Here is a 23,740-nt window from a genome sequence, read left to right as displayed (position 1 = left end):
CCACGCCCACCTTGTCCGATTAGCCCATGTTTGAGGGGTTTATCGTGCACCATATGTCTGCGCGTGCCGCATCTGATGCTTCATCAGCTGTGGCTCCGGCCGACCGGTGGACGAGTGGACGAGCAGGGGAGTGGACGGAACCGCATGACGATGCAGCCTCCGACGCATGTGCAGATGCCGATGCCCGGTTTCGAGGAGTACGAGCCCGCGGGCGACTGCGTGTGCCGGGGCTGTGCCCAGCGCCGCCGCGCCCTCGCCCGCGCGCGGGCCATACCGCTCCGGGACGGGGGGCACCCGGCCGCACGCGGCGCCCGCCGGGCGCTGGTGCTGGCCACCGCCGCGGGAGTGGTCCTGGGCGGCAGCAGTACGACCGCGGCGGCCGTGACCACCCCGGCCCCGGGGTCGGTGGCCCTGGACGACCCGGGCTCCCCGCAGGGCGGCCGGACCCCGCTGCACGGCCCGCAGGGCGGGCCGGTGGGGAAGCCCGGCGCTCCGGCCAGGCCCGGCGCGGTGCGGCGGATCGACCGCGCGACGATCATCAACCGGGCGAAGCTGTGGCTGGACGCGCAGGTCCCGTACAGCATGTCCGAGTACTGGATGGACGGGTACCGGCAGGACTGCTCGGGCTACGTCTCCATGGTCTGGAACCTCGGGTCGAACGAATGGACCGGCAGCCTCGACAAGTTCGCCACCAAGATCACACAGGATGAGCTGCTGCCGGGGGACATGCTCCTCTTCCACAACCCGGCGGACCCCAACAACGGCTCGCACGTGGTCATCTTCGGCGGCTGGGTCGACTCGACGCACACGCACTACGTCGCCTACGAGCAGACGCGCCCGAACACGCGGAAGCTGGCCACGCCCTACGGGTACTGGAGCAACCCGACGAAGTACGTCCCGTACCGGTTCAACGGGGTGCCGGCCGGCATCCTGCCGGAGGCTCCGGACGTCCCGGACGCTCCGGCCGCTCCGGGCGCCCAGCCGCCGGCGGGCGCCAAGCCGGGGGACGCGACGGTCTTCCCGGGCGCGGACAAGTTCGGCCCCGGCGTCACCAACGACTACGTGGCCCAGCTCGGCCGGATGCTGATCGACCGCGGCGCGTACCGGTTCTACCCCAAGGGCGTGGCCGACCGGACGTGGAGCGACCACGACAAGCTCGCCACCGCGGCCTTCCAGCGCGCACAGGGCTGGACGGGCGCGGACGCCGACGGCATTCCGGGCACCCACACCTGGAAGCTGCTGGTCGAGAAGCAGGGCAAGAACATCCCGCCGACGGTGGCGGGCGCGCCGGGGCCGGGCGGGGTACGGGCCTACCCGGGCGCCGCGGTGTTCCGCCCGGGCCGGTCGCACGAGGCCATCAGGGCCCTCGGCCGTCAGCTGGTGAAGAAGGGCTTCGGCAAGTACTACACAACCGGTCCGGGCCTGCGCTGGAGCGAGGCCGACCGCCGCAACGTCGAGGCCTTCCAGCGTGCGCAGGGCTGGACCGGCGCATCGGCCAACGGCTACCCGGGCCCGGAAACCTGGCGCCGGCTGTTCGCATGACGGAGGTAACGATGTTCCCCACGCGCACCACCTCGACGACGGGCACCCTCCGAGTGCCGCCGCTGGCCGCCCCGGTGGCGGTCCGGGCTGCGGATCCCGCCCCTGCCCCTTCCCCTGCCCCCGCGCCCGCGCCTGCCCCCGCAGTCCTGCCGGCAGCCCACCCGGTGTGGGCCGCGGAGCCGGTGCCCCTGCCGGAGCCGGTGCGCGCGGCCGTCGCCGTCGCGGCGCCGCGCGAGGCCGCCCCGCCGAGCCCGCCGCCCGCCCTGGTCGGCAGCCCCGCCGCGCCGGAGCACGCCCTCGCCGCCGAGACCTCGTTCGGCTGGGCCGCGGCGCGGGCCGCCCGCCCGGCTCCCGAGCTGCCGCACGGGTGGGAGGTGCCGGCGGCCCGGGCCCATCCGTACGACGAGGCGGACCAGGGCGCCGCGGCCATCCCGCACCCGCAGGACGCGGAGGCTCCCGCCGGGGTGGCCACCCTGCGCCTGCGGACTGCCCAGGCCGAAGCCCAGGCCGAAGCCGAGGCCGACACCCAAGCCGAAGCCGCGGCCGAATTCGAGCCCGTAGCCGCACTCGAAGCGGAAGCGGAAGCGGAAGTCGAAGCCGTGCCCGAAGCGCCGGCCGAGGCCGAGGCCAAGCGCGCGCCCGAGCCCGAGCCCGTCACCGCTCCCGAACCCATGGACGCGGCGGCGCCGCCGCACTCCGGCATCCCCGGGCCCGGACCCGGATCCGTCGAGATCGTCGCCCAGGCGGTGGCCCGCGGCCTGGACGAGGGCGGCGCCGCGCCGGACCTCCCGCGCCCCGGAGCCCACCGGGGCACCTCGGTCACCGAGGTGCCGGTGCACCTCCCGTTCCGCGCTACGCAGCAGCTCCCGGCGGTACCCGCACCCGCACCCGCGCCCACCGCATCCGCCGCCCGTGCCCTGCGCCCCGCCCCCGGCCGCCGGGTCCCCCGTGGCGACGACCGGCTCCGGGAGCACCGCGGCCCGGTGCTGCCCGGCTGGGTCGGCGTGGCCGTCGGCGGGCTCGCCCTCGCCGGCTGCACGGCCGTGCTCTGGCGGGCCGGGGTCGTCCCCGCCGCCTTCGTGGCCGCCTTCGGCGCGACCCCCCGCGCCTACCACGGCCTGCGCGCGACCCACTGGCCGCCGCTCGCCTTCCTCGGGATCGTCGCCCTCGTGTCGCTCGGCGGACTCGGCCGGGCCCGCACCGGCCACGCCTGGGTGCTCACCCTCTTCGGCCGCTACCGCGGCACGGTCCGGCGTACCGGCCTGACCTGGGTGAGTCCCCTGCTCCTGCGCCGCCGGGTCGACGTCCGCCTGCGCCACTGGCGCAGCGACCCGATGCCCGCCGTGGACTCGGGCGGCCTCGCCCTCCAGGTCGTCGTCCAGGTCGTCTGGCAGGTCAGGGACACCGCGCGCGCCACCCTCGCCGTCGAGGACCACACGGAGTACCTCGCCGAGCAGGTCGAATCGGCGATGGCCCGCGTGCTGTCGCAGCTGCCCGCCGACGCCTTCCACGAGGACGCCCCGACCCTGCGCGACGCCGAGGCCGTCGGTGACGCGCTGACCCGGATGCTGGCGGCCGAGACCGAGGCGGTCGGGATCGAGGTGTTCTCGGCCCAGCCGACCCGGATCGAGTACGCGGCCGAGGTGGCCGAGGCCATGCGCCGCCGCCGCGTCGCGGCGATCGACGCCAAGCACCGGGACACCGTGCTGACCTCGGTCGTGGACGCCGTCGACGACACCGTCCACCGGCTGACCTCGCGCGGGCTGGTCGAGCTCGACGACTACGAGCGCAAGGCGCTGGTGAAGGACCTCACGGTCGCCTTCTACACGGGCCGCTCCGAGTAACGGGCGACAGGGGGAGTTCAGGAGAGTTCAGCAGAGTTCAGCGGTACGGGAGCGGGTGGCCGGAAGTTACCGGACCACCCGTTTTCCCATTGGTATGGACATGGCCAACTCTCGTCAATAGTCTGGGACTTGGTCTAGACCTAATCCCCACACGCGCGCGCTCTCGCCGAACTCCCCCCACGTTCAAGGAGCATCATGCGTCCCATCCGCATGCCCAAACGGGCCGGCGTCGCCGCGCTCGGCCTCGGCCTCGTCGCCGGAATCACCCTCGTCAGCGCCCCCGCCGCCAGCGGTCACGGCTACACCGACACCCCGATCAGCCGCCAGAAGCTCTGCGCCAACCGGACCGTCTCCGACTGCGGCGCGATCCAGTGGGAGCCGCAGAGCGTCGAGGGCTTCAAGGGGTTCCCGGCCGCCGGTCCCGCCGACGGGAAGATATGTTCCGGCGGACTCTCCCAGTTCTCCGAGCTCGACAACCCGCGCGGTGGCGCCTGGCCCACCACCAAGGTGACCAGCGGGCAGGGCTACTCCTTCCGGTGGCAGTTCACCGCCAACCACTCCACCACCGACTTCAAGTACTACGTCACGAAGAACGGCTGGACCGGCACCAAGGCACTCACCCGCGCCGACCTCGAACCCCAGCCCTTCCTCACGGTCGCCTACAACGGCGCCCGCCCCGCCATGACCACCGTCCACCAGGGCGCCATGCCGAGCGGCAAGACGGGCCGGCACCTGATCCTGGCCGTCTGGACCGTCAACGACACCCCGATGGCCTTCTACGCCTGCTCCGACGTTCAGTTCTGACGTATCGTCAGCTACCCTCCGGCGGCATGCGGACGACGACTGCACCCGAAACCGTCGCGGAGCTCATAGCGCGCCACTGGGGCGACCACCGGCCCGGGCTGAAACACGAGAACGGTGTCCTCACCCACCACCGGACCGCCCAGGAGGCCGCCGCGCGCGCCGCGCTCCTCGTCGATCTCATGCCTCCGGGGGCCGAGCCGCACCTCGGGGTCCTGCTCGACAACACCCCCGAGTTCCCGTTCTGGCTCGGCGCGGCGGCCCTCGCCGGGGCCGCCGTCGCCGGGATCAACCCCACCCGGCGCGGCCCCGAGCTGGCCCGCGACATCCTGCACACCGACTGCCGGATCCTGATCACCGAGCGCGCCCACCTGCCGCTGCTGCGCGGCCTCGACCTGCCCGGCGTACGCGTCCTGGTCACCGGCACCGAGGAGTACGAGGCCCTGCTCGCCCCCTACGCCGCCGCCAAGCCAGGCGAAGCCGCGCTGCGGGCCCCCGCACCCGACTCCCGCCTCCTCCTCTACTTCACCTCCGGCTCCACCGGCGCCCCCAAGGCCGCCATCTGCAGCCAGGGCCGGCTCGCGGCCGCCGGAGCCGCGCTGGCCCGCCGGTTCACCGTCACCCCGGACGACGTCCACTACATCTGCATGCCGCTCTTCCACGGCAACGCCGTCATCGCCGACTGGCTGCCGGCGCTCGTCGCCGGGGCCCCGGTGGCGCTGCGCCGCCGGTTCTCGGCCTCCGCGTTCCTGGACGACGTACGGGCGTACGGGGCCACGTACTTCACCTACGTCGGGCGGGCGGTCCAGTACCTCCTGGCCACCGAACCCCGCCCCGACGACCGCGCCCACACCCTGCGCCTCGGCTTCGGCACCGAGGCCGGGGCGGTGGACGCGGCCCGCTTCGCCGAACGGTTCGGGGTCCGGCTGGTGGAGGGCTACGGGGCCACCGAGGGCGGCGCCTCCGTCATGGGGGCACCTCCCAGCGGTAGCTGGGGGAGCACCCCGGACACCCCGCCGGGCGCCCTGGGCCGGGCGGGCGCGGGCGACGACCTGGCGGTGATCGACCCGGCCACCGGCGCGGAATGCCCGCCCGCGGTCCTCGCCCCGGACGGCCGCCTGCTCAACGGCTCGGCGGCGATCGGCGAACTGGTCAACCGCGGCCGCAGCCTGTTCGAGGGCTACTGGCGCAACCCGGACGCGGAGGCCGACCGCACCCGCGACGGCTGGTACTGGACGGGAGACCTCTTCTTCCGCGACGACGCGGGCTTCCTCTACTTCGCGGGCCGCACCGACGACCGGCTCCGCGTCGACAGCGAGAACCTCGCCGCGGCGTTGATCGAGAACATCCTGGCCCGCTGGACGGACGCGGCGGCGGTCGCCGTCTACGCCGTCCCGGACGAGGTGGCGGGGGACCAGGTCATGGCGGCCCTCGCGCTCCGCGAGGGCGCGGCCTTCGACCCGTCCGCCTTCGAGACCTTCCTCTCCCTCCAGCCGGACCTGGGCACGAAGATGGCCCCGCGCTACGTCCGCATCGTCGGGGCCATGCCGACCACGGCGACGAACAAGATCCACCGCGTCTCCCTCCGCCGCGATGGCTTCCGCTGCGAAGACCCCGTCTGGCACCGATCCCCGGCCGGGGGCTACGCCCGCCTGAACGCCCCGGCGCTGACCACCCTGCTCGCCGCATACGAAGCCCAAGGCCGTACGGACCTCCTGACCCCGTGACTCCCGCGCCTCAATCGCCGGCGGGGCTATTTTTCAGCCCCGCCGGCGATTGAGGCGCGGGCCGGGCCGGGCCGGGCCGGGCCCGGGGTGGGGCTGGGCATACCCGCGGACGCCCCCTGGGGTCATGGTCCGAGCGGGTGGCCCGCGGCTAGCGTTCCCGCATGGACGATCACCCCCGCACCCCCTGGGACGCCCTGGCCCGCGGCCGGTACCTGCGTTCCGCCTGGCCCCTGGCGGGCCGCCGGGTACCTCGCCGGGAGCGCCCTCACCGGGATCCCCGTGTGCCATCGAGGACCGCGATCCGGTCGGCCAATCCGGTCAGCCCGGACCCGGCGGCCGGATCCGCGCCGGGGTCCTGCTGCGCGAAGGGCTCGTCGGCCTGCTGACGCGGTTCGGCCACCGGGTGGCGGCCGCCGTCGGGGACGCGGACGGGCTCCGCGGCGCCGTGGCCGTCCACACCCCGGACATCGTCGTGACCGACGTGTGGTGTCCGAGGCGGCCGTCGGCAAACACGTCGGGAACATCCTGGGAAAGCTCGACCTGCCGCCCGCCGAGGACACCCACCGCCGGGTCCTGGCGGTCCTCGCGTACCTCCGCGGCTAATGGTTTTGAGCACCCCTGAGGACCAGGTAGTATTTTCTCTGTCAGCAGGCGCCGCTAGCTCAGTTGGTTAGAGCAGCTGACTCTTAATCAGCGGGTCCGGGGTTCGAGTCCCTGGCGGCGCACCTGTCCTTCGGGCGGTTTCCGGTTTCACCGGGAACCGCCCGAAGTGTTTTCCGGGCCCACTGGGTGTTTTCCGGGCCCACTGGCGCGCCCGCCGCTCCCACCACCCGCCCGTCCTAGAGCGTGAGCGACAGCAGCAGCGGTGCGGCCTTCCGGTTCAAGGTGTCCGCCGCGGCCCGCAGCCGGTGCGCGTGCTCGACCGGCATCGACAGGGCCAGACAGCCCACCGAGGCCCCGGCCGTGATCGGGACCGCCGCGCAGACCGTGCCCACGGCGTATTCCTGCAGGTCCAGCATGGGCACGGTGGCGGGCTGGGCGTCCAGCTTGGAGAACAGGATCCGCTCGTTCACGATCGTCTTCGACGTGAGCCGGGCGATCTTGTGCCGGGACAGGTGGTCGCGCCGCCCGTTCAGGTCGAGCTGCGTCAGCAGACACTTGCCGACCGCACTGGCGTGCGCGGCGGAGCGGAAGTCGACCCACTCGTGCACCTTCGGGGTGCGGGGACTGTCCGCGAACTGCGTGATCCTGACCTCGCCGTCCACGTACCGGCTGATGTAGACGGCCGCGCCGACCGAGTCGCGCAGCCGGTCCAGGGTCTCCTGGAGCTTGTCGGTGAGCGCCTGCTGCCGGTCGATGCCGGAGCCGAGCAGGACGAGGGAATCCCCTATGGCGTAAGCACCGTCGGACACCTGCAGGACATATCCCTCCCGGCGCAGCATGAGCAGCATCGGAGCGAGATGGGCTGCGGGCAGGCCGGTCTCACGCGCGATCTGCACGTCCGTCACACCGCCGGTGTGACGTGCGATCGTTTCGAGTACGCGTAGTGCGTACTGCACCGAGTGGAACGGCGCGGTCGGCTCGGGCTTCAGCGCCACGGTTTCCCCCTAGCAGGTTGTTACCGCTTGCCCTACCACGATAGCCATCAAGAGGGCCATGTGGAGCGCCTGTTGGAGAGATTGCTGGCTCAAAGATGTCTGTCTGCCTGGATCTACTCCGCTGGCATATGCCAGAGTCATGTCCATCACTCAGTGTCGCAGGGAATGCCCGGCGGCCGCCCACGGTTCGAGTTCTTCGTACGGTGTCGCACTGATGCCGTACGCCACAGGACAGCGAAACGGGAGCGGCGATGAGTGACGCAGGGGACGACGCACAGGGCGGCGCGAGCGGCGGCGGCGAGGCGAACCGGAACGCGCACGGGCACCCCGGCCGGAACACGAACGGGATCCGCGCCACCGCGCCGGGCCGGGCGACCGTACCGCTCTCCGTCCTGGACCTCGTCACCGTCGGCGCGGGCAGCACCGCCCACGCCTCCCTCCGTACGAGCGTCGAGATCGCCCGCCTCGCCGAGTCCCGCGGCTACCACCGCCACTGGGTCGCCGAGCACCACTCCATGCCCGGCGTCGCCAGCTCCTCGCCCGCCGTGATCCTGGCCCACCTCGCCGCGCACACCTCCCGCATCCGGCTCGGTTCCGGCGGGGTCATGCTGCCCAACCACGCCCCGCTGGCCGTCGCCGAGCAGTTCGGCACCCTGGAGGCGCTCGCCCCGGGCCGGATCGACCTCGGACTCGGCCGCGCCCCCGGCACCGACGGCCGCACCGCCGCCGCGCTGCGTGGACCCGGGCGCCTCGACGAGGCCGCCGACGAGTTCCCCCGGCAGCTCGCGGAGCTCACCCGCTTCCTCGACGACGACTTCCCCGACGGGCATCCGTACGCCCGCGTGCACGCCGTACCGGGCCCGGTCCAGGGCCCCGCCGGCCGGCCGCCGCTGTGGCTGCTCGGCTCCTCCGGCTTCAGCGCCCGCCTCGCCGGCGAGCTCGGCCTCCCCTTCGCCTACGCCCACCACTTCTCGGCGGCCGGCACCCTGCCCGCGCTCGACCTCTACCGCCAGAGCTTCCGCCCCTCCGCCGTCCTCGACGCCCCCTACGCCGTCATCGGGGTCTCCGCCCTCGCCGCCGACACCGACGAGGCGGCCCGCGCCCAGGTGCTCACGGGCGCGCTGTCGATGCTGCGCCTGCGCACCGGACGGCCCGGCCTGATCCCGACGCCCGAGGAGGCGGCGGCGTACGCGTTCTCCCCGCTGGAGCGGGAGTTCGTCGACGGCTGGCTCGCGAACGTCGTCCACGGCACCCCCGACGAGGTCCGCACCGGGCTGGACGACCTGGCGAAGCGGACGGGCGCGGACGAGCTGATGCTGACCACCAACGCCCACAGCGGGGCGGCCCGGTTGCGCTCGTACGAGCTCATCGCGGATGTGTACGGCATGCCGGTGGAGGCGCCCGCCGCCGATTGACCGTGTGCGAACGGCGTTTGGCTGGTTTGTTGCCGAAACCTTGCGCGGAGCTGCCTGAAGGCAGCCTTAAACCGCTCGTCACCCGGGGTGGCGAGCGGTTTCTGATGTGCGCTCAAGTCTCTGACTTGGGGAAATAGCGCCTGAGTGGTCTAGTCCTTCTTTGGTCCGAACCATTGACGTGGGGGTGGAGTGATCGCTATCACTTCTCTCACCCGAACCGCTTGATCTCCCCTCCCACCCCCACGGAGACAGCTCATGCACATCCGTAAACCTCTCATCGCTGCCGCCGCCACGGCCGCGCTGGCCGCCGGAGCGCTGGCCTCCTTCGCGGGACTCGGCACCGCCCAGGCCGCCGACGCCTCGGCCGGCGCCGCGGCGGGCGGCGTCCGTATCGCCTACTACGACCAGTGGAGCGTGTACGGCAACGCCTTCTACCCCAAGCACCTCGACACCCGCGGCATAGCGGGCAAGCTGGACGTCATCAACTACTCGTTCGGCAACATCCACCCCACCAACCTCACCTGTTTCGAGGCGAACAAGGCGGCGGGTGACGACAACAACCCCAACGCCGGTGACGGCGCGGGCGATTCGTACGCCGACTACCAGAAGTCGTTCAGTGCGGCCGACAGTGTCAGCGGAGTCGCCGACAAGTGGGACCAGCCGATCGTCGGCGTCTTCAACCAGTTCAAGCAGCTGAAGGCCAAGTACCCCCACCTGAAGATCAACATCTCGCTGGGCGGCTGGACCTACTCCAAGTACTTCAGCGACGCGGCGAAGACCGACGCCTCCCGCAAGAAGCTGGTCTCCTCCTGCATCGACCAGTACATCAAGGGCAACCTCCCGGTCGAGGGCGGCTACGGCGGCCAGGGCGTCGCCGCCGGCATCTTCGACGGCATCGACATCGACTGGGAGTACCCGGGCTCGTCCGGCGGCCACCTCGGCAACCACTACGCCCCCGAGGACAAGCAGAACTTCACGCTCCTGCTCAAGGAGTTCCGCGAGCAGCTCGACGCCTACGGCCAGGCCAACGGCGGCAAGAAGTACCTGCTGACCTCGGCCCTCCCGGCCGGCCAGGACAAGATCAAGTACATCGAGACGGACAAGATCGGCGCGTACCTCGACTACGCGAACATCATGACGTACGACATGCACGGCGCCTGGGACAGCGACGGCCCCACGTACCACCAGTCCCCGCTCTACTCCCCGGCGGGCGACCCGACCGACCCGATCGCGCCGGGCACCCAGAAGTACAGCATCGACAACGCCATCGACTCCTGGATCGACGGCAACCCGGCCTACGGGATCACCGGCGGCTTCCCCGCCGGCAAGCTGACGCTGGGCTACGAGTTCTACTACCGCGGCTGGAAGGGCGTCCCCGCCGGGGCGAACAACGGCCTCGCCCAGTCCGCGACCGGCGCCTCGGGCGCCCGGCCCACCAGCCAGCAGGCCGGCATCGCCAACTACAAGGAGCTCGGCGGCCTCGTCGACAACCCGGCGACCACCTTCTGGGACGACCAGGCCAAGGCCTCGTACTTCTACAAGGACGGCGAGTTCTTCACCGGCCTGAACCAGAAGTCGATCCAGGCCCGGGTCGACTACGGCAAGCAGCGCGGCCTGGCCGGCGCGATGATGTACTCCCTGCTCGGCCTGGACAACAACACCACGCTGCTCAACCAGATCTCGGACGCCCTCGGCGGCGCCACGGTCCCGCCGACCACCCCGCCGACGACGCCTCCGACCACCCCGCCCACGACCCCGCCGACCACGCCCCCGACCACCCCGCCGACGGGCTGCGGCTCGACCCCGGCGTACGTCGCGGGCACGGTCTACACGGCCGGCAACGAGGTCGCGCACAACGGCCGCAAGTACAAGGCCCAGTGGTGGACGCAGAACGAGACCCCGGGCACCACGGGTGAGTGGGGCGTCTGGAAGGACCTCGGCGCCTGCTGATCTCCCCCCACCCCGCGCCGAGCGACACCCCGCCCCGCACCCACTCTCCCGGGTGCGGGGCGGAGGTGTGTGACACGGTTGCGGGATTCTGGACATCGCTCCGTGTCGGTATCGCTACGCTCGGCCACAAGCTCGTTCTCCGCTTGGGGGTGCCGTCTCATGGCTCAGATCCGTGACATCGATCCCAGTGCCTCGCCGCTGGACTACTACAGCTACGAGCTGCGCCGGCTGAGAGAAGAGGCGGGCCTGAAGCAGGCGCAGCTGGGCGCGATCATCTTCTGCACGGGCTCCCTGATCGGCATGATCGAGAACGGCAAGCGGGTGCCGACCCGGGACTTCTCCGAACGGGTGGATGCGGCGCTCGGCACGGACGGACACTTCTCCCGCCTGGTGGGTCTGGTCCTGCGGAGCGTCCTGCCGACGTGGTTCCAGGCATACGCGGAGATGGAGGCCCGGGCGACGTTCATCTCCACGTTCCAGGCGCAGGTGGTCTATGGGCTACTGCAGACGGAGGCGTATGCGAAAGCCCTGGTGAGCGTGGAGTTTCCCGACCGGGCTGACGAGATCGCGGCGGCTCGAATGGAACGTCAGCGCATCCTGATGCGTGAGGAGCCGCCGGTGCTGCTGGTGGTGCTGGACGAGGCGCTGCTGCACCGGAAGGTCGGCGGCCGTGAAGTCATGCGCGACCAGCTGGCCCACCTGCTGAGCTTTGCCGACAGGCCATGGGTGCAGATTCAGGTGATGCCCTTCTCGGCTGGTGAACACACCGGAATGACAGGATCGTTCACCCTCCTTCGGTTCGACGGCGATCCCGACCTCTTCTACACGGAGAGCTACGACTCAGGCCATATGACGGCCAATCCGAAAGTGATCAAGGAACGCTCTGTCGGATACGCTCGCTTGCAAGCCGAAGCCCTTTCGCCAGCGGCCTCGGCCCTTCTAATCGCGCGCGTAATGGAGGAACGGTATGGGCACCAATCTGAACCTGACGGCCGTGCCGTGGCGTAAGTCGTCCTACAGCAGCACCAACGGTGGCGAATGCGTCGAGTGCGCCCCGCTCGGCTCCGCCGCCTGGCACAAGGCCTCGTACAGCGGAACCACCGGAGGAGGCGGCAAGGTCGCCGTGCGGGACTCCAAGAACCCCGACGGGCCGGTCTTCACGGTCACGGCAGCGGCGTTCGCCGCCTTCGTCCGGAGTCTCTGACCGTCAGAGCCAGCCCTGCTGGGCCGCCTTGAGGCCGGCTTCGAAGCGGCTCGTGGCGTGGAGGCGTTCCATGAGGGCGGACATCTGGCGTCTGACGGTGCGCATCGACACCCCGAGGCGCTTCGCGGCGGCCTCGTCGGTCATGCCGGAGGCCAAGAGCTTCAGTAGTTCGAGTTCGGTCGCGGTGGGGCGGGTGTCGCTGGGGCGGGGGCGGTCGGCTCCGAGGGGTACGGCGGCCGCCCACGTCTGCTCGAACAGGTTGGTCAGGGAGGCCACGATTCCGGGCGCGCTCGTGCACAGGGCGCCCAGACGGGAATGGTCGGGGTCGATCGGGACCACCGCCACGGCCCGGTCGAATATCAGGAGGCGGGGCGGCAGGAGCGGGCTGGTCCGCACCTGGCCGCCCTGTTCGGTCAGCCACCGCGCGTAGGCCAGCGTCGTCGGATCGTTGCGGGCGCTGTCCTGGTAGACCGAGCGCATCTCGATGCCGCGGGCCAGCGCGCGCCGGTCCAGCGGCCGGGAGGCCTCCAGGCTCGCCTCGGAGAGCGCGCCGCCCGGCAGGATCGCCAGACATTCCCGGGACAGTGCATGGGCGAGCTGCTCCAGCCGGCCCTGGATGGCGTCCATCCCCACGAGCCGTTCCGCGCCGTCGACCTCGGTGTTCGGGCTGAGTTCCGCGAATTCCGATACCACCTGCGCCGCGGCCGCCTTGCTGCGGGCCAGCTCCTGCTGCTGCCGGGCCAGTTCCTCCTCCTGGCGGCGCAGCAGCAGCTCCAGGCCCAGTTCGGGTCTCACCGCGCGCAGCCCGCCCGGGCAGTCCCGTGACGGTCTGAGCAGGTCGAGGTCTACGAGCCGGTCCAGGCCCTCGCGGACCTGGGTCTCGGTGAGGCCTAGTCGGCCACTCAGCTCGGCGACCCCTCCTGAAGGGTCGGCCAGCATGCCCCGGTACACGGCTTCCACGTCGGCCCCGAGGCCCAGTGTTTGCAGCAAGTCCCAGCCTCCCAGCAGCAGTTGGGCAGCACGGGTGAGCGCCGCCGGGCTGATCGTAGGCGAAGTCTGTCACCAAGGTGCCAGGCCCGTTGGTGACAGCCGCAACCTCTTCTTCACGGGTCCTGACCCCAGCAACATGGTGTTCACCGGGACGGCGGGGACGGAAGTCCCCGGCTCAGGCCAGAGCCGCAAGGACGATCCGGATCAGCGCGCAGCACACCGCACCGAACGCATCGCATCCGGCTTCCGACCTGGGGGAGAAACATGTCCCGCATCGCCCGCTCTGCCGCTGTCGCCGCCGTCTTCGCCGCCCTCTGCGCCGGCGCCGTCACCACCGCCTCGGCGACGGCCCCCGCCGAGAACCACCGCATCAGCGCCTCCGCCGACGGCAGCATCAACTGGGACACGGCGCCCGCCTCCGCCCGGGACAGCATCAACTGGGACTAGCGGGCATGCGCGTCGTCCGAGCCTCGCTCTCAGGGCCTACCGACCATCCGGACCAGGAGGGCGTGCTCGCGCTCGTTTCCGACCTGATCTGGGCCCACACCCCCGCCGCGCACGGCCTCGAACACCTGCGGGCCAAAGCCGCCCGCGACGGCGTGGACGTCTACCTCTTCCTGCGAGCCGCTTCCGAAGCCGCGGCCCTCACCCAGGCCCACGCCATCCTCGACGGCGCCCGGGCCCCGCTGCGGGCGCACGGCTACCGCACCACCGACCCGCACCGTGACCGTTCCTCAGGAGAACGCAGTGACCACCACCCTCCGCCAGGCTGCCCGTAAGAGCGCGGTAGCCGCCCTCACCACCGCCCTCGGCGCCGGCCTGCTCACCGCCGCGGCTGTCGCGACCGCCCCGGCCGCCGAGGCCGCGACCACGTGCAGCGGGACCGCCTCGATCTACGGGGTCCTTCCCGACGGCCGGCTCACCTTCAGCACCATCACCCCGGCCACCGGCGCGTTGAAGAAGGTGCGGGTCGGAGCGGCCCTGGGGTTCGAGCCCAAGGCGATGGCCACCCTCAACTTCAACACGGTGCTGGTGACCTCGACGACGGGCGCGCTCTACCGCCTCGACGTCCTCACCAATAACGAGTCCCTCGTCCTGGAACGCCCGCCCGTCAAGATCTTCGACAGCGGCTGGACCCACGACAAGCTCACCTACGACGGACACGGACACCTGTACGGCACGGCGGGCGGGCTCCTCCTCCAGTACCTGGTATCCCAGCCCAAGCCGACCGGCTCGGCGCACATCGGCCAGCGCAAGGAGATAGGCAGCGGCTTCGTCCTGAAGACGCTCACGGCCGCCGGAGACGACCGCCTCCTCGCCACCACGTCGGCCGGCGCGCTCTACTCCTACAAGATCAGCAGCGACGGCACTTGGGACCGCGACGACCTCAAGACCTCCGGCTGGTCCGGCTTCGACCAGGTCGTATCGCCCGGTGGGGGCCTCTACTACGGCCGGATCGAAGCCACGGGCGCCATGTACTGGTACAAGGACGCCGATCCGGCCGACGGCAGCGGCAGCGACATCGCCTACCACAACGACACCCCCGTCAACACCGGCGGCTGGACGCAGCAGCTGCTCTCCGCCCAGCCGGCGACCTTCAGCTGCACCACCACCGCGGACCCGCTCGACGGCACCGACATACCCGCCGTGAAGGCGGCCGGCCGCGACCTGATGAACAAGCACGACGGCGGCGCCTGGAACAGCACCACCCAGTGGAACTGCCTGGAGCAGCTCTGGGACCGGGAGAGCGGCTGGCGCTACTGGGCCGACAACCCGAACTCCACGGCCTACGGCATCCCCCAGGCCCTGCCCGGTTCCAAGATGGACGCCTTCGGCGATGACTGGCGCACCAACCCGGTCACCCAGATCAAGTGGGGCCTGTCCTACATCGACGGCCGGTACGACACGCCCTGCGGCGCCTGGACCCACTTCCTGAACAACAACTGGTACTGAGCGGCCCCCGAGTCACGCCCGCTCTCCCGTACTCCCTCCCCTCACCTCCCCGGCCCGACGCGCGTACGTCAGGGCTGCCCAGAATCCGGAGACACCCATGTTCTCGTCGTCCCTCAAGCGCCGCTTCGCCGCCACCCTGGCCGTCTCTGCCACCACCCTCGGCATGGTCACTTTCACCTCGGCGCCGGCTCAGGCCGCCGCGATCTGCGGCGGCAACGTGTCGATCTACGGCACCCTCCCCGACGGACGCCTCACCTACACGGCGATAGCCCCCAACACCGGCGACCGCGTCAAGACCCTGATCGGCGCGAACCTCGGCTTCACGCCCAAGGCGATGGCCACCCTCAACTTCAACACCGTCCTCGTGACGTCGACGGCCGGCGAGCTGTACCGCGTCGACATCCAGACCAACGACAGCGCCCTCGCCCTGGCCGGTGTCACCAAGATCTGGGACAGCGGCTGGACCTTCGACAAGCTGACCTACGACGGCGCCGGCCACCTCTACGGCACGGTCGCCGGTCAGCTCCACCGCTACAACGTCTCCCAGGCCAAGCCCAGCGGGCCCGCCCACATCGCCAAGCACGCGGTGATCGACACGGGCTTCGTCCTCAAGACGCTCGCCGCCGCGGGCGACGACGTCCTCATCGCCAGTACGGCCGACGGCCGGCTGCTCTCCTACCAGATCAACGGCGTCGGGGACTGGGAGAGCTCGGAGCTCAAGAGCTCCGGCTGGTCGGCGGTCGACAACCTGGTCTCGCCCGGCGGCGGCCTCTACTACGGCCGCACGAACGGCGGGATGTACTGGTACCACGATGCCGACCCCACCGACGGCAAGGGCGACGACATCGCCTACCACCCCGCCGACCCGGTCGACGCGAGCGGCTGGACCCAGAGCCTGCTCTCCGCCTTCGCCAACGACTGCACCTACCAGCCGCCGGCGCCCCCACCCCCACCCCCTCCACCAAGGGCGGGCAGATCGCCCGCAGCGAGATCATGAGCCGTGCCGTGAACTGGCTGAACCGCGACATCCCCTACAACCAGGGCGCCTACGCGTCCGACCCGGACGGCGACCACACCTACCGCACCGACTGCTCGGGCTTCGTCTCCATGGCCTGGCACGCCAGTACCAGCTACACGACCCAGAGCCTGCCAGGCATCGCCGCAACCATCTCCAAGTCCGACCTCCAGCCCGGCGACGCGCTGAACACCCTGGACGGGCACGTGGTGCTCTTCGAGAGGTGGGTCGACAAGGCGGCCGGGAAGTTCTCGTACATCCACGAGGCCAACACCAACGACGACATGATGCGCGGTCAGGACTACCTCAACGGCGGCAGTGACGGCCGCATCGCCGGCCACGCCGCCTCGGGCTACGTCGCCCTGCGCTACGACCAGGTCGTCAACGGATAGCCCGGCCGGACCGGACGTCCACGAGGAGGCCGGACCGCCCATCGGGCGGCCCGGCCATCTTGTCGTCAGACTTCGAACTGGCCGACCGTGATGAAGTGCCGAAGCTCCTCCGGGGTGCCGTTCAGCGCCTTCTCGGCCGCCGCGTACAGGGCCGGGCTGATGCCGGGGCGGGTCAGGATCCGCACGACGGCGACACGGTCGTCCTCCGCCTGCGCGAGCCGCAGGCCGGTCTTCAGGAAGGCGGTGCGGTCCGCCGGGGTGCCGTCGAGGGCCTTGTTCGCCTCGCGCTTGACGCCCTTTCCGGTGGCCGGGTTGGTGTGCAGGATCCGCAGGATGGCGACCTTGTTGTCGTCGTCCTGGGCCTTGGCGTAGCCGGTGGTCAGGAACGCCACGCGGTCGGCGGGGGTGCCGTCCAGGGCCTTGTTGGCCTCGCGGGTCACGCTCTTGCCCGGCTTGCCGAACAGGATCCGGAGGATGGTGACCTTGTTGTCGTCGTCCTGGGCCTTGGCGTAGCCGGTGGTCAGGAACGCCACGCGGTCCTCGGGGGTGCCGCTGAGGGCGGCGTTGGCCTCGCGGATCACGGACTTGCCGCTCGCCGGGTCCGCCAGGATCTTGGCGATGGCGGCGGCGTTCTCCGTGTCGGAACCCAGCGCCGCGCCGGCCGGCGCGGTGACCGACGCCTTGACCGGCGCGGCGGCGGCCGAGCCGGCCGCGAGGGCCGGGGTGGCGAGCAGCAGGGCCGGAGCGAGGGCGCCGGCGGTCAGGGCGAGCGCGGTACGGGTGAGCTTCATGGTGGTTTCCCCCACAGATCAAGGAACTTGGTCAAGAACCTTTGGCCTGAGGATCGTTACAGGGGGGTTTGGGGCTGTCCAATGATGAAAGATCCCCTAGAAGCCCGCGGAACGGCCAAGCGGAACGGCTAGCAGGGGTGTTCCGCACCCGGCTTGGTGCCGATCATCTCGGCGATCCGTTCCGGGGCCACCGCCCGGGAGTAGAGCCAGCCCTGGCCCGTGTCGCAGCCCACGCGCCGCAGCCGTGCCGCCTGTCCGGCGGTCTCCACGCATTCCGCGGTCACCGTCAGGCCGAGCCGGTGCGCGAGCTGGACCAGGGCCTCGACGATCGTCTCGTCGGCCGGGTTCGGGTGCGTGCCCTCCTCGTAGCGGAATCCGCGCACGAAGGAACCGTCCAGTTTCAGAACTGATACAGGAAGTCTGCTGAGGTAGGCGAGGTTCGAGTAGCCGGTGCCGAAATCGTCGATCGCGATCCGCACGCCCATGTCGCTGAGCGCCTGAAGGGCCTGGAGGGGGCGCCCGGCCGAGCCCATCACCGCGGACTCGGTCAGTTCCAGCTGCAGCAGCTGTGGGGCGAGGCCCGTCTCGGCCAGGATCTCCGCGACGTCGCCGACCAGATCCGAGTCCCAGACCTGCCGGACGGCGACGTTCACCGACACGAAGACGGGGGAGTCGCTGGGCTGTTCGATCTGCCAGCGGCGGGCCTGCCGGCAGGCGGTCCGCAGGACCCACTGGCCCAACTGGACGATGGACCCGTCCTCTTCGGCGATTCCGATGAACCGATTCGGCGTGAGCGTGCCGAACTGCGGGTGGTTCCAGCGCACCAGGGCCTCGACCCCGCGCACCGCGCCGCTCTCCAGGTCCACCAGGGGCTGGTACTCCAGCTCGAACTCCCCCCGTTCCACGGCCGGCCGGAGCGTGGAGGAGAGTGCCTGGCGGGTCATCCGGTGCGCGTTGCGCTCCGGGTCGAACAGCGTCCAGCGGGCCTTGCCGTCCGCCTTGGCCCAGTACAGGGTCGTGTCGGCGGCCTGCATCAGGCCGGTCGCCGAGGTGCCGTCCGCCGCCCGCTCCACGACCCCGATCGAGGCGGAGACGGACAGCCGCTGCCCGGCCAGGTCGAAAGGTTCCTGTACGGCGGCCAGGACGCTCCGGGCCAGGTCCGCGAGCTGTTCGGTGCCGGTGGAGTCCTCGACCAGCAGGGCGAACTCGTCGCCGCCGAGGCGCGCGACCAGGTGCCCGCCCGTGCGCCCGTAGCCGGACTGGTCGGCGCACTGGGTGAGCCGGGCGGCGACGGCGGTCAGCAGCCGGTCGCCGACCCGGTGGCCGAGGGTGTCGTTGACGGCCTTGAACCCGTCGAGGTCCAGGTAGCACAGCCCGATCCGGCCGGTGCCGCCGCCGTGTTCGTACGAGGCGGCCTCCAGGGCGGAGGAGAGCCGCTCGAAGAACAGGGCGCGGTTCGGCAGGCGCGTGACCGGGTCGTGCATCTGGAGGTGGCGCAGGCGGGCCTGGAGGTCGCGGCGGTCGCTGATGTCGGCCACCGACAGCAGGACGTCCGCGGTGCCGGGGACGGGTCCGAGCGTGACCTCGGTCCAGAGCGAGTGCCCGTCGGGGTGCTTGAGGCGGCGGGTGCAGCGCAGCCGGGCCTGCCGGCCGCGGAGCACCTCCTGGTACGCGGCCCAGGTGCGGGCCTCCGCGGCCAGGTCGACCAGGTCGGCGGCGGACCGGTGGACGAGCGCGTGCGGTTCGCTCCCGAGCAGCCCGGCGAAGGCCTGGTTGGCGGCGACCACGTAGCCCTCGCGGTCGACGACGGCCATGGCGAGGTGGGCCGCGTTGAAGGCGGCCCGGTAGTCGCGCAGGTCGGAGTCGGCGCGGTACGACGACGCCGGCGCGGCCTGGGTGGCCGATGCCGACGGCACTGCCGGCACTGCCGGGTGACGCTCCGTAATGGCCGATCGGAAGCTGTCGGCCGCCGAACCGGTTCCTTCTGAGGTTCCGCTCACCGTTGGCTCCCGCAATGTTCGTGAGTGTCCGCGCAGGAAAGTGTGCCGATCATAGAGGCTGCCGGGAGGCTCTATCCAGCGGCGCCACCGGTTGAGACGGTTCAGTTCGGCGTGATGACGGATCGGCGGCGAAAGTCCGGGCGATCGTTTCTGCGCGGCTCTGAGCGTGCGGGGGCCCCTGCTGATCTCAGGTGATCGGTCGTGACGTTCTGTAGGCAGAGGCGTGAAGTTCGAGGGTCACCGACTTGCCGTATCACTCACTCGTGTGGGGCAGTGAAACAGGGCATTAGTAAGACAATCGCCTCAAGGTGGATGAACAGGCACGAATCCACCACCGGAGGTCGATGTGGCGCGACAGCAGACACCCGGGGGAGTGGAACGCTCCCGCATCCGAAGTACCGCCGCGGCGCTCACCTCCCTGACGGCGCTCGCCGCCATGTCGCTCGTCGCCGGCCCCGCGGTGGCCGACCCGGGATCCGCGCCCTGCGCGCTGACCCGCACCTCGGCGCACCACTCCCTCGGCCTGGACACCTGGAACGGCGCCTACCCCAAACCCGAGCGCACGCTCAACGCCGTCATGGTCTTCCTCTCCTTCCCCGACCACCGCAGCGCCCTGAAGGCCGAAGAGATCGTCGGCGACTACTTCCCCGCCACCAGCGACTTCTTCGAGCAGGCCTCGTACGGGCGGTTCCGGCTGGTCCCGCACCCGCAGAAGCGGTGGATCCAGATGCCCAAGCCGTCCACCGCGTACGGGATAAAGCGGGACTGGGCCGCCGGTGACCGGGCTGCCTACCTGCGGGACGCGGTCACCACCGCGGACGCCCAGGTGGACTTCCGCAAGTACGACGTCGTCTACTTCGTCGCCGACCCGGACGCGCCCGGCGTGGACTCCGACGCCACGAAGGTCGTCAACTTCGAGAACCCGATCGTCGCGGACGGCACGGAACTGCGGCGGATCGTCACCGTCTTCGAGCGCCATCCGCCGGACCGGAACGTGCTGGCCCACGAGACCGGGCACGTCTTCGACCTGCCCGACCTCTACCACCGGCCCACGGACGGCAAGGGCGACTGGGACACGTACGTCGGGGACTGGGACGTCATGGGCAGCCAGTTCGGCATGGCCCCGGACCTCTTCGCCTGGCACAAGTGGAAGCTGGGCTGGCTGGACGCCTCCCAGGTCGACTGCGTGCAGTCGGGCTCCTCGCTGCACACCCTGCAGCCGCTGGCCCAGGCCCCGCCGAGCGGCGGAACGGGCGGCACCCGGCTCGCGGTGATCCGTACGGGCCGCGGCAGCGCGATCGCCGTCGAGGCGCGGGGCTCCGCCGGCAACGACGGGGACACCTGCACGGAGGGCGTCCTGGTCTACCGGGTGCGCAACGAGGCCTCGTCGGGCGGCGGCCCGATCGAGGTGCTGGACGCGCACCCGTCGACGGAGGCGTGCTGGGACCGCTCGGTGTACCCGCCGCTGGCGGACGCGCCGCTGGAGGTGGGCGAGACGTACACCGTGCCGGGGGAGCGGATCACCATCGAGGTGGCGGACCGCACCCGGTCCGGCGCGTACACGGTGAAGATCACGACGTGACCGCCGGGCGCGCCGCGGGGCGGACCGCGGCGCGCCCGGCCGGACAACGAAGAAGGCCCCCACTCGCGTGGGGGCCTTCTTTCGTCTGTGCGCCGCCAGGGACTCGAACCCCGGACCCGCTGATTAAGAGTCAGCTGCTCTAACCAACTGAGCTAGCGGCGCTTGCTGACGAGGAAGACATTAGCAGGAGGATCGGCGGAACGAAAAATCGATATCCCCAGGTCCGGTCGGTGCGGGGCTCCGGGCCGCCCGTACGAAGGCCCAGAGCAGGGCCTCAGGCCCGGGAAGCCAGGGCTCACGCGCGTCGGGGGCCACGAGCCACCGGGACTGCCCGGGCGTGGCGGCCAGCGGCGGCACGGTGACGGCGTCGCCGCGGCCGTGGCACAGCGGCGCCGGGGCGGTGCGGGAGCCTCCCCACTCCTCCCACGCCAGCAGGGCGGGCAGCCGGTGCGCGGTGCCGGGGGCGGCGAAGAGCAGCATCCGGCCGCGGTGCACGGCGACCGGCCCGGACCCGGGACCTTCGGCCCAGAGCAGGTCGAGGATGCGGCGCCCGAGGACGAGCGGGACGTTGACGACGTCGAAGGGATCGCCGCAGGGCAGCGTGGCGGGCAGCCCCGGCCGCGCCTCCCACACCGCGAGGGTGCGCCGGGGGTGGGCGGCCGCGGAGGTGAGCCAGGCGGCGCCCTGGGGGGTGACGTGGGTGGCGGGTGCGGTGCGGGTGTGCTCGCCGCGCGCGTGGAGGGCGGTGCAGCCGGGAGCCTTCGTCAGCGTCGTCATATGCCACTGTCTACCCGCCGTAGCGAACCAGTATCCGCGAGTTACCGAAATCGGGGACGGCGGGGCTCCCGCCGGAGTATGGTGCGCTCCTCGTACGCCGGGAGGGGCCGGATTTCCGGCCCCTCCCGGCGTTCACGGGGTACCCGCGCCGCGCTGGAGGGTCTCGCCGAATTCGATCATCTTGCGGGCGTAGTCCTCGGTCCATTCCGCCTGCTCGGCGATCAGGGCCGGTGAGAGCCGGTCGAACCGGCGGGGATCCGCCAGCTGGGCCGCCGCCAGGGCCTGGAACTCCACCGCCCGCTCCTGCGCGGCCCGGAAGGCCAGCGTCAGCTCGGTCGCACGGGCCAGCAGCTCCCGCGGGTCCTCGATCGACTCCAGGTCGAAGAAGTGCTCCGGGTCCGCCACGGACTCGGAGGGCTCGAAGAGCAGAGGCGCCGGCCGCAGCCGCCGCTCGGTCCGCTCGGGCTCTGCCATGCGTGTCCTCCTGCTGCGCGTGCGAAGTGATTCCGGGCCACCGTCCATTGTCCAACGGCACGCAAGACCCCTGCGCGATGGGCTGGAACACCCGTACGGCCGATGGGATGCACGAGCAGATCGACAGGCTCAGTGACGAGGGAGTCGCACGGGCGATCGGCCGGCGCCGGCATCTGCACCGCAATCCCGGGCTTCCCCACCGCGAGGCGGGCACCGCCCGGCTCGTCGCCGGGTGGTGGAGGCGGGCGGCACCCTCGGCTACGACGACGTCTCGGAGCCGGTCTCCCGCTTCGGCGGGCTCTACGCGATGCCCGGCGTCCAGGACACCGCCCTGGACCCGGCGACCGGCGAGCCCGTCGCGGTGCCGGGCGGGCGGGGGCTGGTGGGCCCACCAGCCCGCCTTCCACGCCGACGACGACACGCTGCTCACCGGCGTACGGCTGCACGCGCACGCCGCGTACGACCACCTGGTGGGGAGTCAGCTCACACCGTGACGGCCTCGGCGGCGCGCCGCGCCGCCAGTTCGGCCACGTCGTCCAGGACCCCGGCGAGCTCGCCCGCGAGCGTTTCCGGGGCCTGGAAGCCCTCGGGGCCGAGCAGCTTGGGGATGCCCGGGATCGCGACGGAGCGCTCGGCGGGCAGCATGCCGAGGCGGGTGAGGACCGGCAGCAGCATCTCGGCGGCCGGGGCGCCGCCGGTCGGGCCGGCGCTGTAGCTGACGATGCCGACCGGCTTGCCCTTCCACTCGTTGTAGAGGAAGTCGATGGCGTTCTTGAAGGGGGCGGTGAAGCCGCCGTTGTACATCGGCAGGACGAAGAGGAAGGCGTCGGCCGAGTCGACCAGGGCGCTCCAGTCGCGGGTGTGCTGGTGCGCGTAGTTGCCGGTGGAGGCGTATTCGGGCTCGTCGAGGAAGGGCAGGGCGATCTCGGCGAGGTCGACGGGGGTGACGTCGAAGCCGCCCCGCTCGCGGGCCTGCTCGGTGACCCAGCGGGCGAGGGGGCGGCCGGCGGAGGTGGGGCGGGTGGCGGCGGAGATGACGTGCAGGCGGGTCATGGTGAGTACTTCCGGTTCGATGCGGTTGTTGATGTGTCACCTAATGAAACCCGGGATCTGAATGACGTGTCAACCAGATAAGTGATGTGTCACCGACCTGGCTAGAGTGGCGGACATGACCCCCGCACCGGAGCCCGGGCCCCGCTGGCTCACCGAGGCCGAACAGGACGCCTGGTACGCGTGGCGGCGGATGTTCCCGCTGGTCAACGCCGAGATCGCGCGCGACCTCACGCAGGACAGCGGACTGTCCGAGGCCGACTACGACGTCCTGTCGGTACTCGGCTCCACGAACGGCCACCGTATGCGCATCAGCGCCCTGGCCGAGCTGATGCGCTGGTCCCGCAGCCGGCTGTCCCATCAGCTCACCCGCATGGAGCAGCGCGGCGCCGTCCGCCGCGAGGAGGTGGCCACCGACGGCCGGGGGGCGGAGGTGGTCCTCACCGACGCCGGCGTCACCATGATCACGGAGGCGGCCCCGCTCCACGTGGAGTCCGTCCGCCGCCACCTGATCGACGCGCTGACGCCGGAGCAGCTGCGCACGCTGGCCGAGGTCGGCGAGGTGCTCCGCGAACGGCTGGGCGCCCGGCGGAAGGCGTGACCGTCCGGAGACTGGGCCGATGTTCACGGCATCC

22 protein-coding genes, 2 tRNA genes and 2 pseudogenes are annotated in these 23,740 nt (G+C 71.5%); 17 read left to right on the top strand and 9 right to left on the bottom strand.

The annotated features are described in order from the left end of the window. Positions 1 to 174: 174 nt before the first annotated feature. From ACFY04_RS04450 to ACFY04_RS04435, 4 genes are all read left to right on the top strand, one after another. Positions 175 to 1,542, top strand: coding sequence for a peptidoglycan-binding protein (locus tag ACFY04_RS04450; protein ID WP_389114285.1), 1,368 nt, complete (start codon positions 175 to 177; stop codon positions 1,540 to 1,542). An 11-nt stretch (positions 1,543 to 1,553) separates the two neighbouring features. After that, on the top strand, positions 1,554 to 3,386 hold the full coding sequence (locus ACFY04_RS04445; protein WP_389114153.1) for an SPFH domain-containing protein: 1,833 nt from the start codon (positions 1,554 to 1,556) through the stop codon (positions 3,384 to 3,386). Between the two features lie 210 nt (positions 3,387 to 3,596). After that, positions 3,597 to 4,190, top strand: coding sequence for a lytic polysaccharide monooxygenase (locus ACFY04_RS04440; RefSeq protein WP_389114284.1), 594 nt, complete (start codon positions 3,597 to 3,599; stop codon positions 4,188 to 4,190). A gap of 26 nt (positions 4,191 to 4,216) precedes the next feature. Then, positions 4,217 to 5,914: an AMP-binding protein gene (locus ACFY04_RS04435; protein ID WP_389114152.1), complete on the top strand. Its 1,698-nt coding sequence runs from the start codon at positions 4,217 to 4,219 to the stop codon at positions 5,912 to 5,914. 265 nt (positions 5,915 to 6,179) lie between these two features. On the opposite strand, the gene ACFY04_RS04430 is transcribed toward ACFY04_RS04435, so the two are convergent. Then, positions 6,180 to 6,371, bottom strand: coding sequence for a hypothetical protein (locus ACFY04_RS04430; protein WP_389114293.1), 192 nt, complete (start codon positions 6,369 to 6,371; stop codon positions 6,180 to 6,182). Between ACFY04_RS04430 and ACFY04_RS04425 the strand changes: the two are divergent. Both ACFY04_RS04425 and ACFY04_RS04420 read left to right on the top strand, forming a co-directional pair. After that, a pseudogene (locus ACFY04_RS04425) lies at positions 6,294 to 6,517 on the top strand (DNA-binding response regulator). The gene ACFY04_RS04430 and the pseudogene ACFY04_RS04425 sit on opposite strands and share 78 nt — an antisense overlap. A gap of 48 nt (positions 6,518 to 6,565) precedes the next feature. Continuing rightward, positions 6,566 to 6,639, top strand: a tRNA-Lys gene (locus ACFY04_RS04420). A gap of 114 nt (positions 6,640 to 6,753) precedes the next feature. On the opposite strand, the gene ACFY04_RS04415 is transcribed toward ACFY04_RS04420, so the two are convergent. Further along, positions 6,754 to 7,512 carry an IclR family transcriptional regulator gene (locus ACFY04_RS04415; protein ID WP_030012142.1) on the bottom strand — a complete coding sequence of 253 codons (759 nt, stop codon included), beginning with the start codon at positions 7,510 to 7,512 and terminating at the stop codon, positions 6,754 to 6,756. A 251-nt stretch (positions 7,513 to 7,763) separates the two neighbouring features. On the opposite strand from ACFY04_RS04415, the gene ACFY04_RS04410 reads away from it, so the two are divergent. The 4 genes from ACFY04_RS04410 (at position 7,764) to ACFY04_RS04395 (ending at position 12,081) form a co-directional block, all read left to right on the top strand. Beyond that, complete coding sequence (locus ACFY04_RS04410) at positions 7,764 to 8,927, top strand: LLM class flavin-dependent oxidoreductase (RefSeq protein WP_389114151.1); 1,164 nt, start codon at positions 7,764 to 7,766, stop codon at positions 8,925 to 8,927. 255 nt (positions 8,928 to 9,182) lie between these two features. Next, positions 9,183 to 10,877 carry a glycosyl hydrolase family 18 protein gene (locus ACFY04_RS04405; protein ID WP_389114150.1) on the top strand — a complete coding sequence of 565 codons (1,695 nt, stop codon included), beginning with the start codon at positions 9,183 to 9,185 and terminating at the stop codon, positions 10,875 to 10,877. Between the two features lie 159 nt (positions 10,878 to 11,036). Beyond that, positions 11,037 to 11,885, top strand: a complete 849-nt coding sequence (locus tag ACFY04_RS04400; RefSeq protein WP_389114149.1) for a helix-turn-helix transcriptional regulator — start codon at positions 11,037 to 11,039, stop codon at positions 11,883 to 11,885. Then, the gene (locus tag ACFY04_RS04395; protein ID WP_389114148.1) at positions 11,845 to 12,081 is read left to right on the top strand and encodes a DUF397 domain-containing protein; all 237 of its coding nucleotides are present in this window, start codon (positions 11,845 to 11,847) and stop codon (positions 12,079 to 12,081) included. The genes ACFY04_RS04400 and ACFY04_RS04395 overlap by 41 nt, the downstream gene beginning before the upstream one ends. Positions 12,082 to 12,084: 3 nt before the next feature. Here ACFY04_RS04395 and ACFY04_RS04390 read toward each other — a convergent pair whose 3' ends face one another. Further along, positions 12,085 to 13,071: a LuxR C-terminal-related transcriptional regulator gene (locus ACFY04_RS04390; protein WP_389114147.1), complete on the bottom strand. Its 987-nt coding sequence runs from the start codon at positions 13,069 to 13,071 to the stop codon at positions 12,085 to 12,087. A 264-nt stretch (positions 13,072 to 13,335) separates the two neighbouring features. Here ACFY04_RS04390 and ACFY04_RS04385 point away from each other — a divergent pair, with 264 nt between their 5' ends. The 5 genes from ACFY04_RS04385 (at position 13,336) to ACFY04_RS04365 (ending at position 16,431) form a co-directional block, all read left to right on the top strand. Then, positions 13,336 to 13,518, top strand: a complete 183-nt coding sequence (locus tag ACFY04_RS04385; protein ID WP_389114146.1) for a hypothetical protein — start codon at positions 13,336 to 13,338, stop codon at positions 13,516 to 13,518. A gap of 5 nt (positions 13,519 to 13,523) precedes the next feature. Further along, positions 13,524 to 13,850 (top strand): hypothetical protein, encoded by a 327-nt coding sequence (locus ACFY04_RS04380; protein ID WP_389114145.1) that lies wholly within the window; start codon positions 13,524 to 13,526, stop codon positions 13,848 to 13,850. Further along, entirely contained in the window at positions 13,819 to 15,024 is a 1,206-nt protein-coding gene (locus tag ACFY04_RS04375) for a peptidase S1 and S6 (RefSeq protein ID WP_389114144.1), read from the top strand. Before ACFY04_RS04380 ends, ACFY04_RS04375 begins: the two co-directional genes overlap by 32 nt. Positions 15,025 to 15,121: 97 nt before the next feature. Further along, positions 15,122 to 16,021 (top strand): tachylectin-related carbohydrate-binding protein, encoded by a 900-nt coding sequence (locus ACFY04_RS04370; RefSeq protein WP_389114143.1) that lies wholly within the window; start codon positions 15,122 to 15,124, stop codon positions 16,019 to 16,021. Between the two features lie 8 nt (positions 16,022 to 16,029). Continuing rightward, the gene (locus tag ACFY04_RS04365; RefSeq protein WP_389114142.1) at positions 16,030 to 16,431 is read left to right on the top strand and encodes a hypothetical protein; all 402 of its coding nucleotides are present in this window, start codon (positions 16,030 to 16,032) and stop codon (positions 16,429 to 16,431) included. A gap of 65 nt (positions 16,432 to 16,496) precedes the next feature. Here the strand turns inward: ACFY04_RS04365 and ACFY04_RS04360 are convergent, their stop codons facing one another. Both ACFY04_RS04360 and ACFY04_RS04355 read right to left on the bottom strand, forming a co-directional pair. Further along, positions 16,497 to 17,222 carry an ALF repeat-containing protein gene (locus ACFY04_RS04360; protein WP_389114141.1) on the bottom strand — a complete coding sequence of 242 codons (726 nt, stop codon included), beginning with the start codon at positions 17,220 to 17,222 and terminating at the stop codon, positions 16,497 to 16,499. Between the two features lie 128 nt (positions 17,223 to 17,350). Beyond that, complete coding sequence (locus ACFY04_RS04355) at positions 17,351 to 19,222, bottom strand: putative bifunctional diguanylate cyclase/phosphodiesterase (RefSeq protein ID WP_389114140.1); 1,872 nt, start codon at positions 19,220 to 19,222, stop codon at positions 17,351 to 17,353. A gap of 346 nt (positions 19,223 to 19,568) precedes the next feature. On the opposite strand from ACFY04_RS04355, the gene ACFY04_RS04350 reads away from it, so the two are divergent. Then, positions 19,569 to 20,804, top strand: coding sequence for a M6 family metalloprotease domain-containing protein (locus ACFY04_RS04350; protein ID WP_389114139.1), 1,236 nt, complete (start codon positions 19,569 to 19,571; stop codon positions 20,802 to 20,804). Positions 20,805 to 20,892: 88 nt separating this feature from the next. Here ACFY04_RS04350 and ACFY04_RS04345 read toward each other — a convergent pair. From ACFY04_RS04345 to ACFY04_RS04330, 4 genes and pseudogenes are all read right to left on the bottom strand, one after another. Beyond that, a tRNA-Lys gene (locus tag ACFY04_RS04345) sits at positions 20,893 to 20,966 on the bottom strand. Next, positions 20,957 to 21,581 (bottom strand): annotated as a pseudogene (locus tag ACFY04_RS04340) (bifunctional DNA primase/polymerase). The gene ACFY04_RS04345 and the pseudogene ACFY04_RS04340 overlap by 10 nt, the downstream one beginning before the upstream one ends. 132 nt (positions 21,582 to 21,713) lie before the next feature. Continuing rightward, entirely contained in the window at positions 21,714 to 22,055 is a 342-nt protein-coding gene (locus ACFY04_RS04335; RefSeq protein WP_314252651.1) for a hypothetical protein, read from the bottom strand. Between the two features lie 483 nt (positions 22,056 to 22,538). Continuing rightward, on the bottom strand, positions 22,539 to 23,108 hold the full coding sequence (locus ACFY04_RS04330) for an NADPH-dependent FMN reductase (RefSeq protein ID WP_389114138.1): 570 nt from the start codon (positions 23,106 to 23,108) through the stop codon (positions 22,539 to 22,541). A 115-nt stretch (positions 23,109 to 23,223) separates the two neighbouring features. On the opposite strand from ACFY04_RS04330, the gene ACFY04_RS04325 reads away from it, so the two are divergent. Then, positions 23,224 to 23,706, top strand: coding sequence for a MarR family winged helix-turn-helix transcriptional regulator (locus ACFY04_RS04325; protein ID WP_389114137.1), 483 nt, complete (start codon positions 23,224 to 23,226; stop codon positions 23,704 to 23,706). The last annotated feature ends 34 nt before the right edge of the window (positions 23,707 to 23,740 follow it).

It is taken from the genome of Streptomyces sp. NPDC001549 (assembly GCF_042894025.1).
In the GTDB taxonomy this organism is placed as follows: Bacteria; Actinomycetota; Actinomycetes; order Streptomycetales; family Streptomycetaceae; genus Streptomyces; species Streptomyces kutzneri.
The sequence above is the reverse complement of the archived record's forward strand: the minus strand, read 5'-3'. Positions and strand labels throughout refer to the sequence as shown.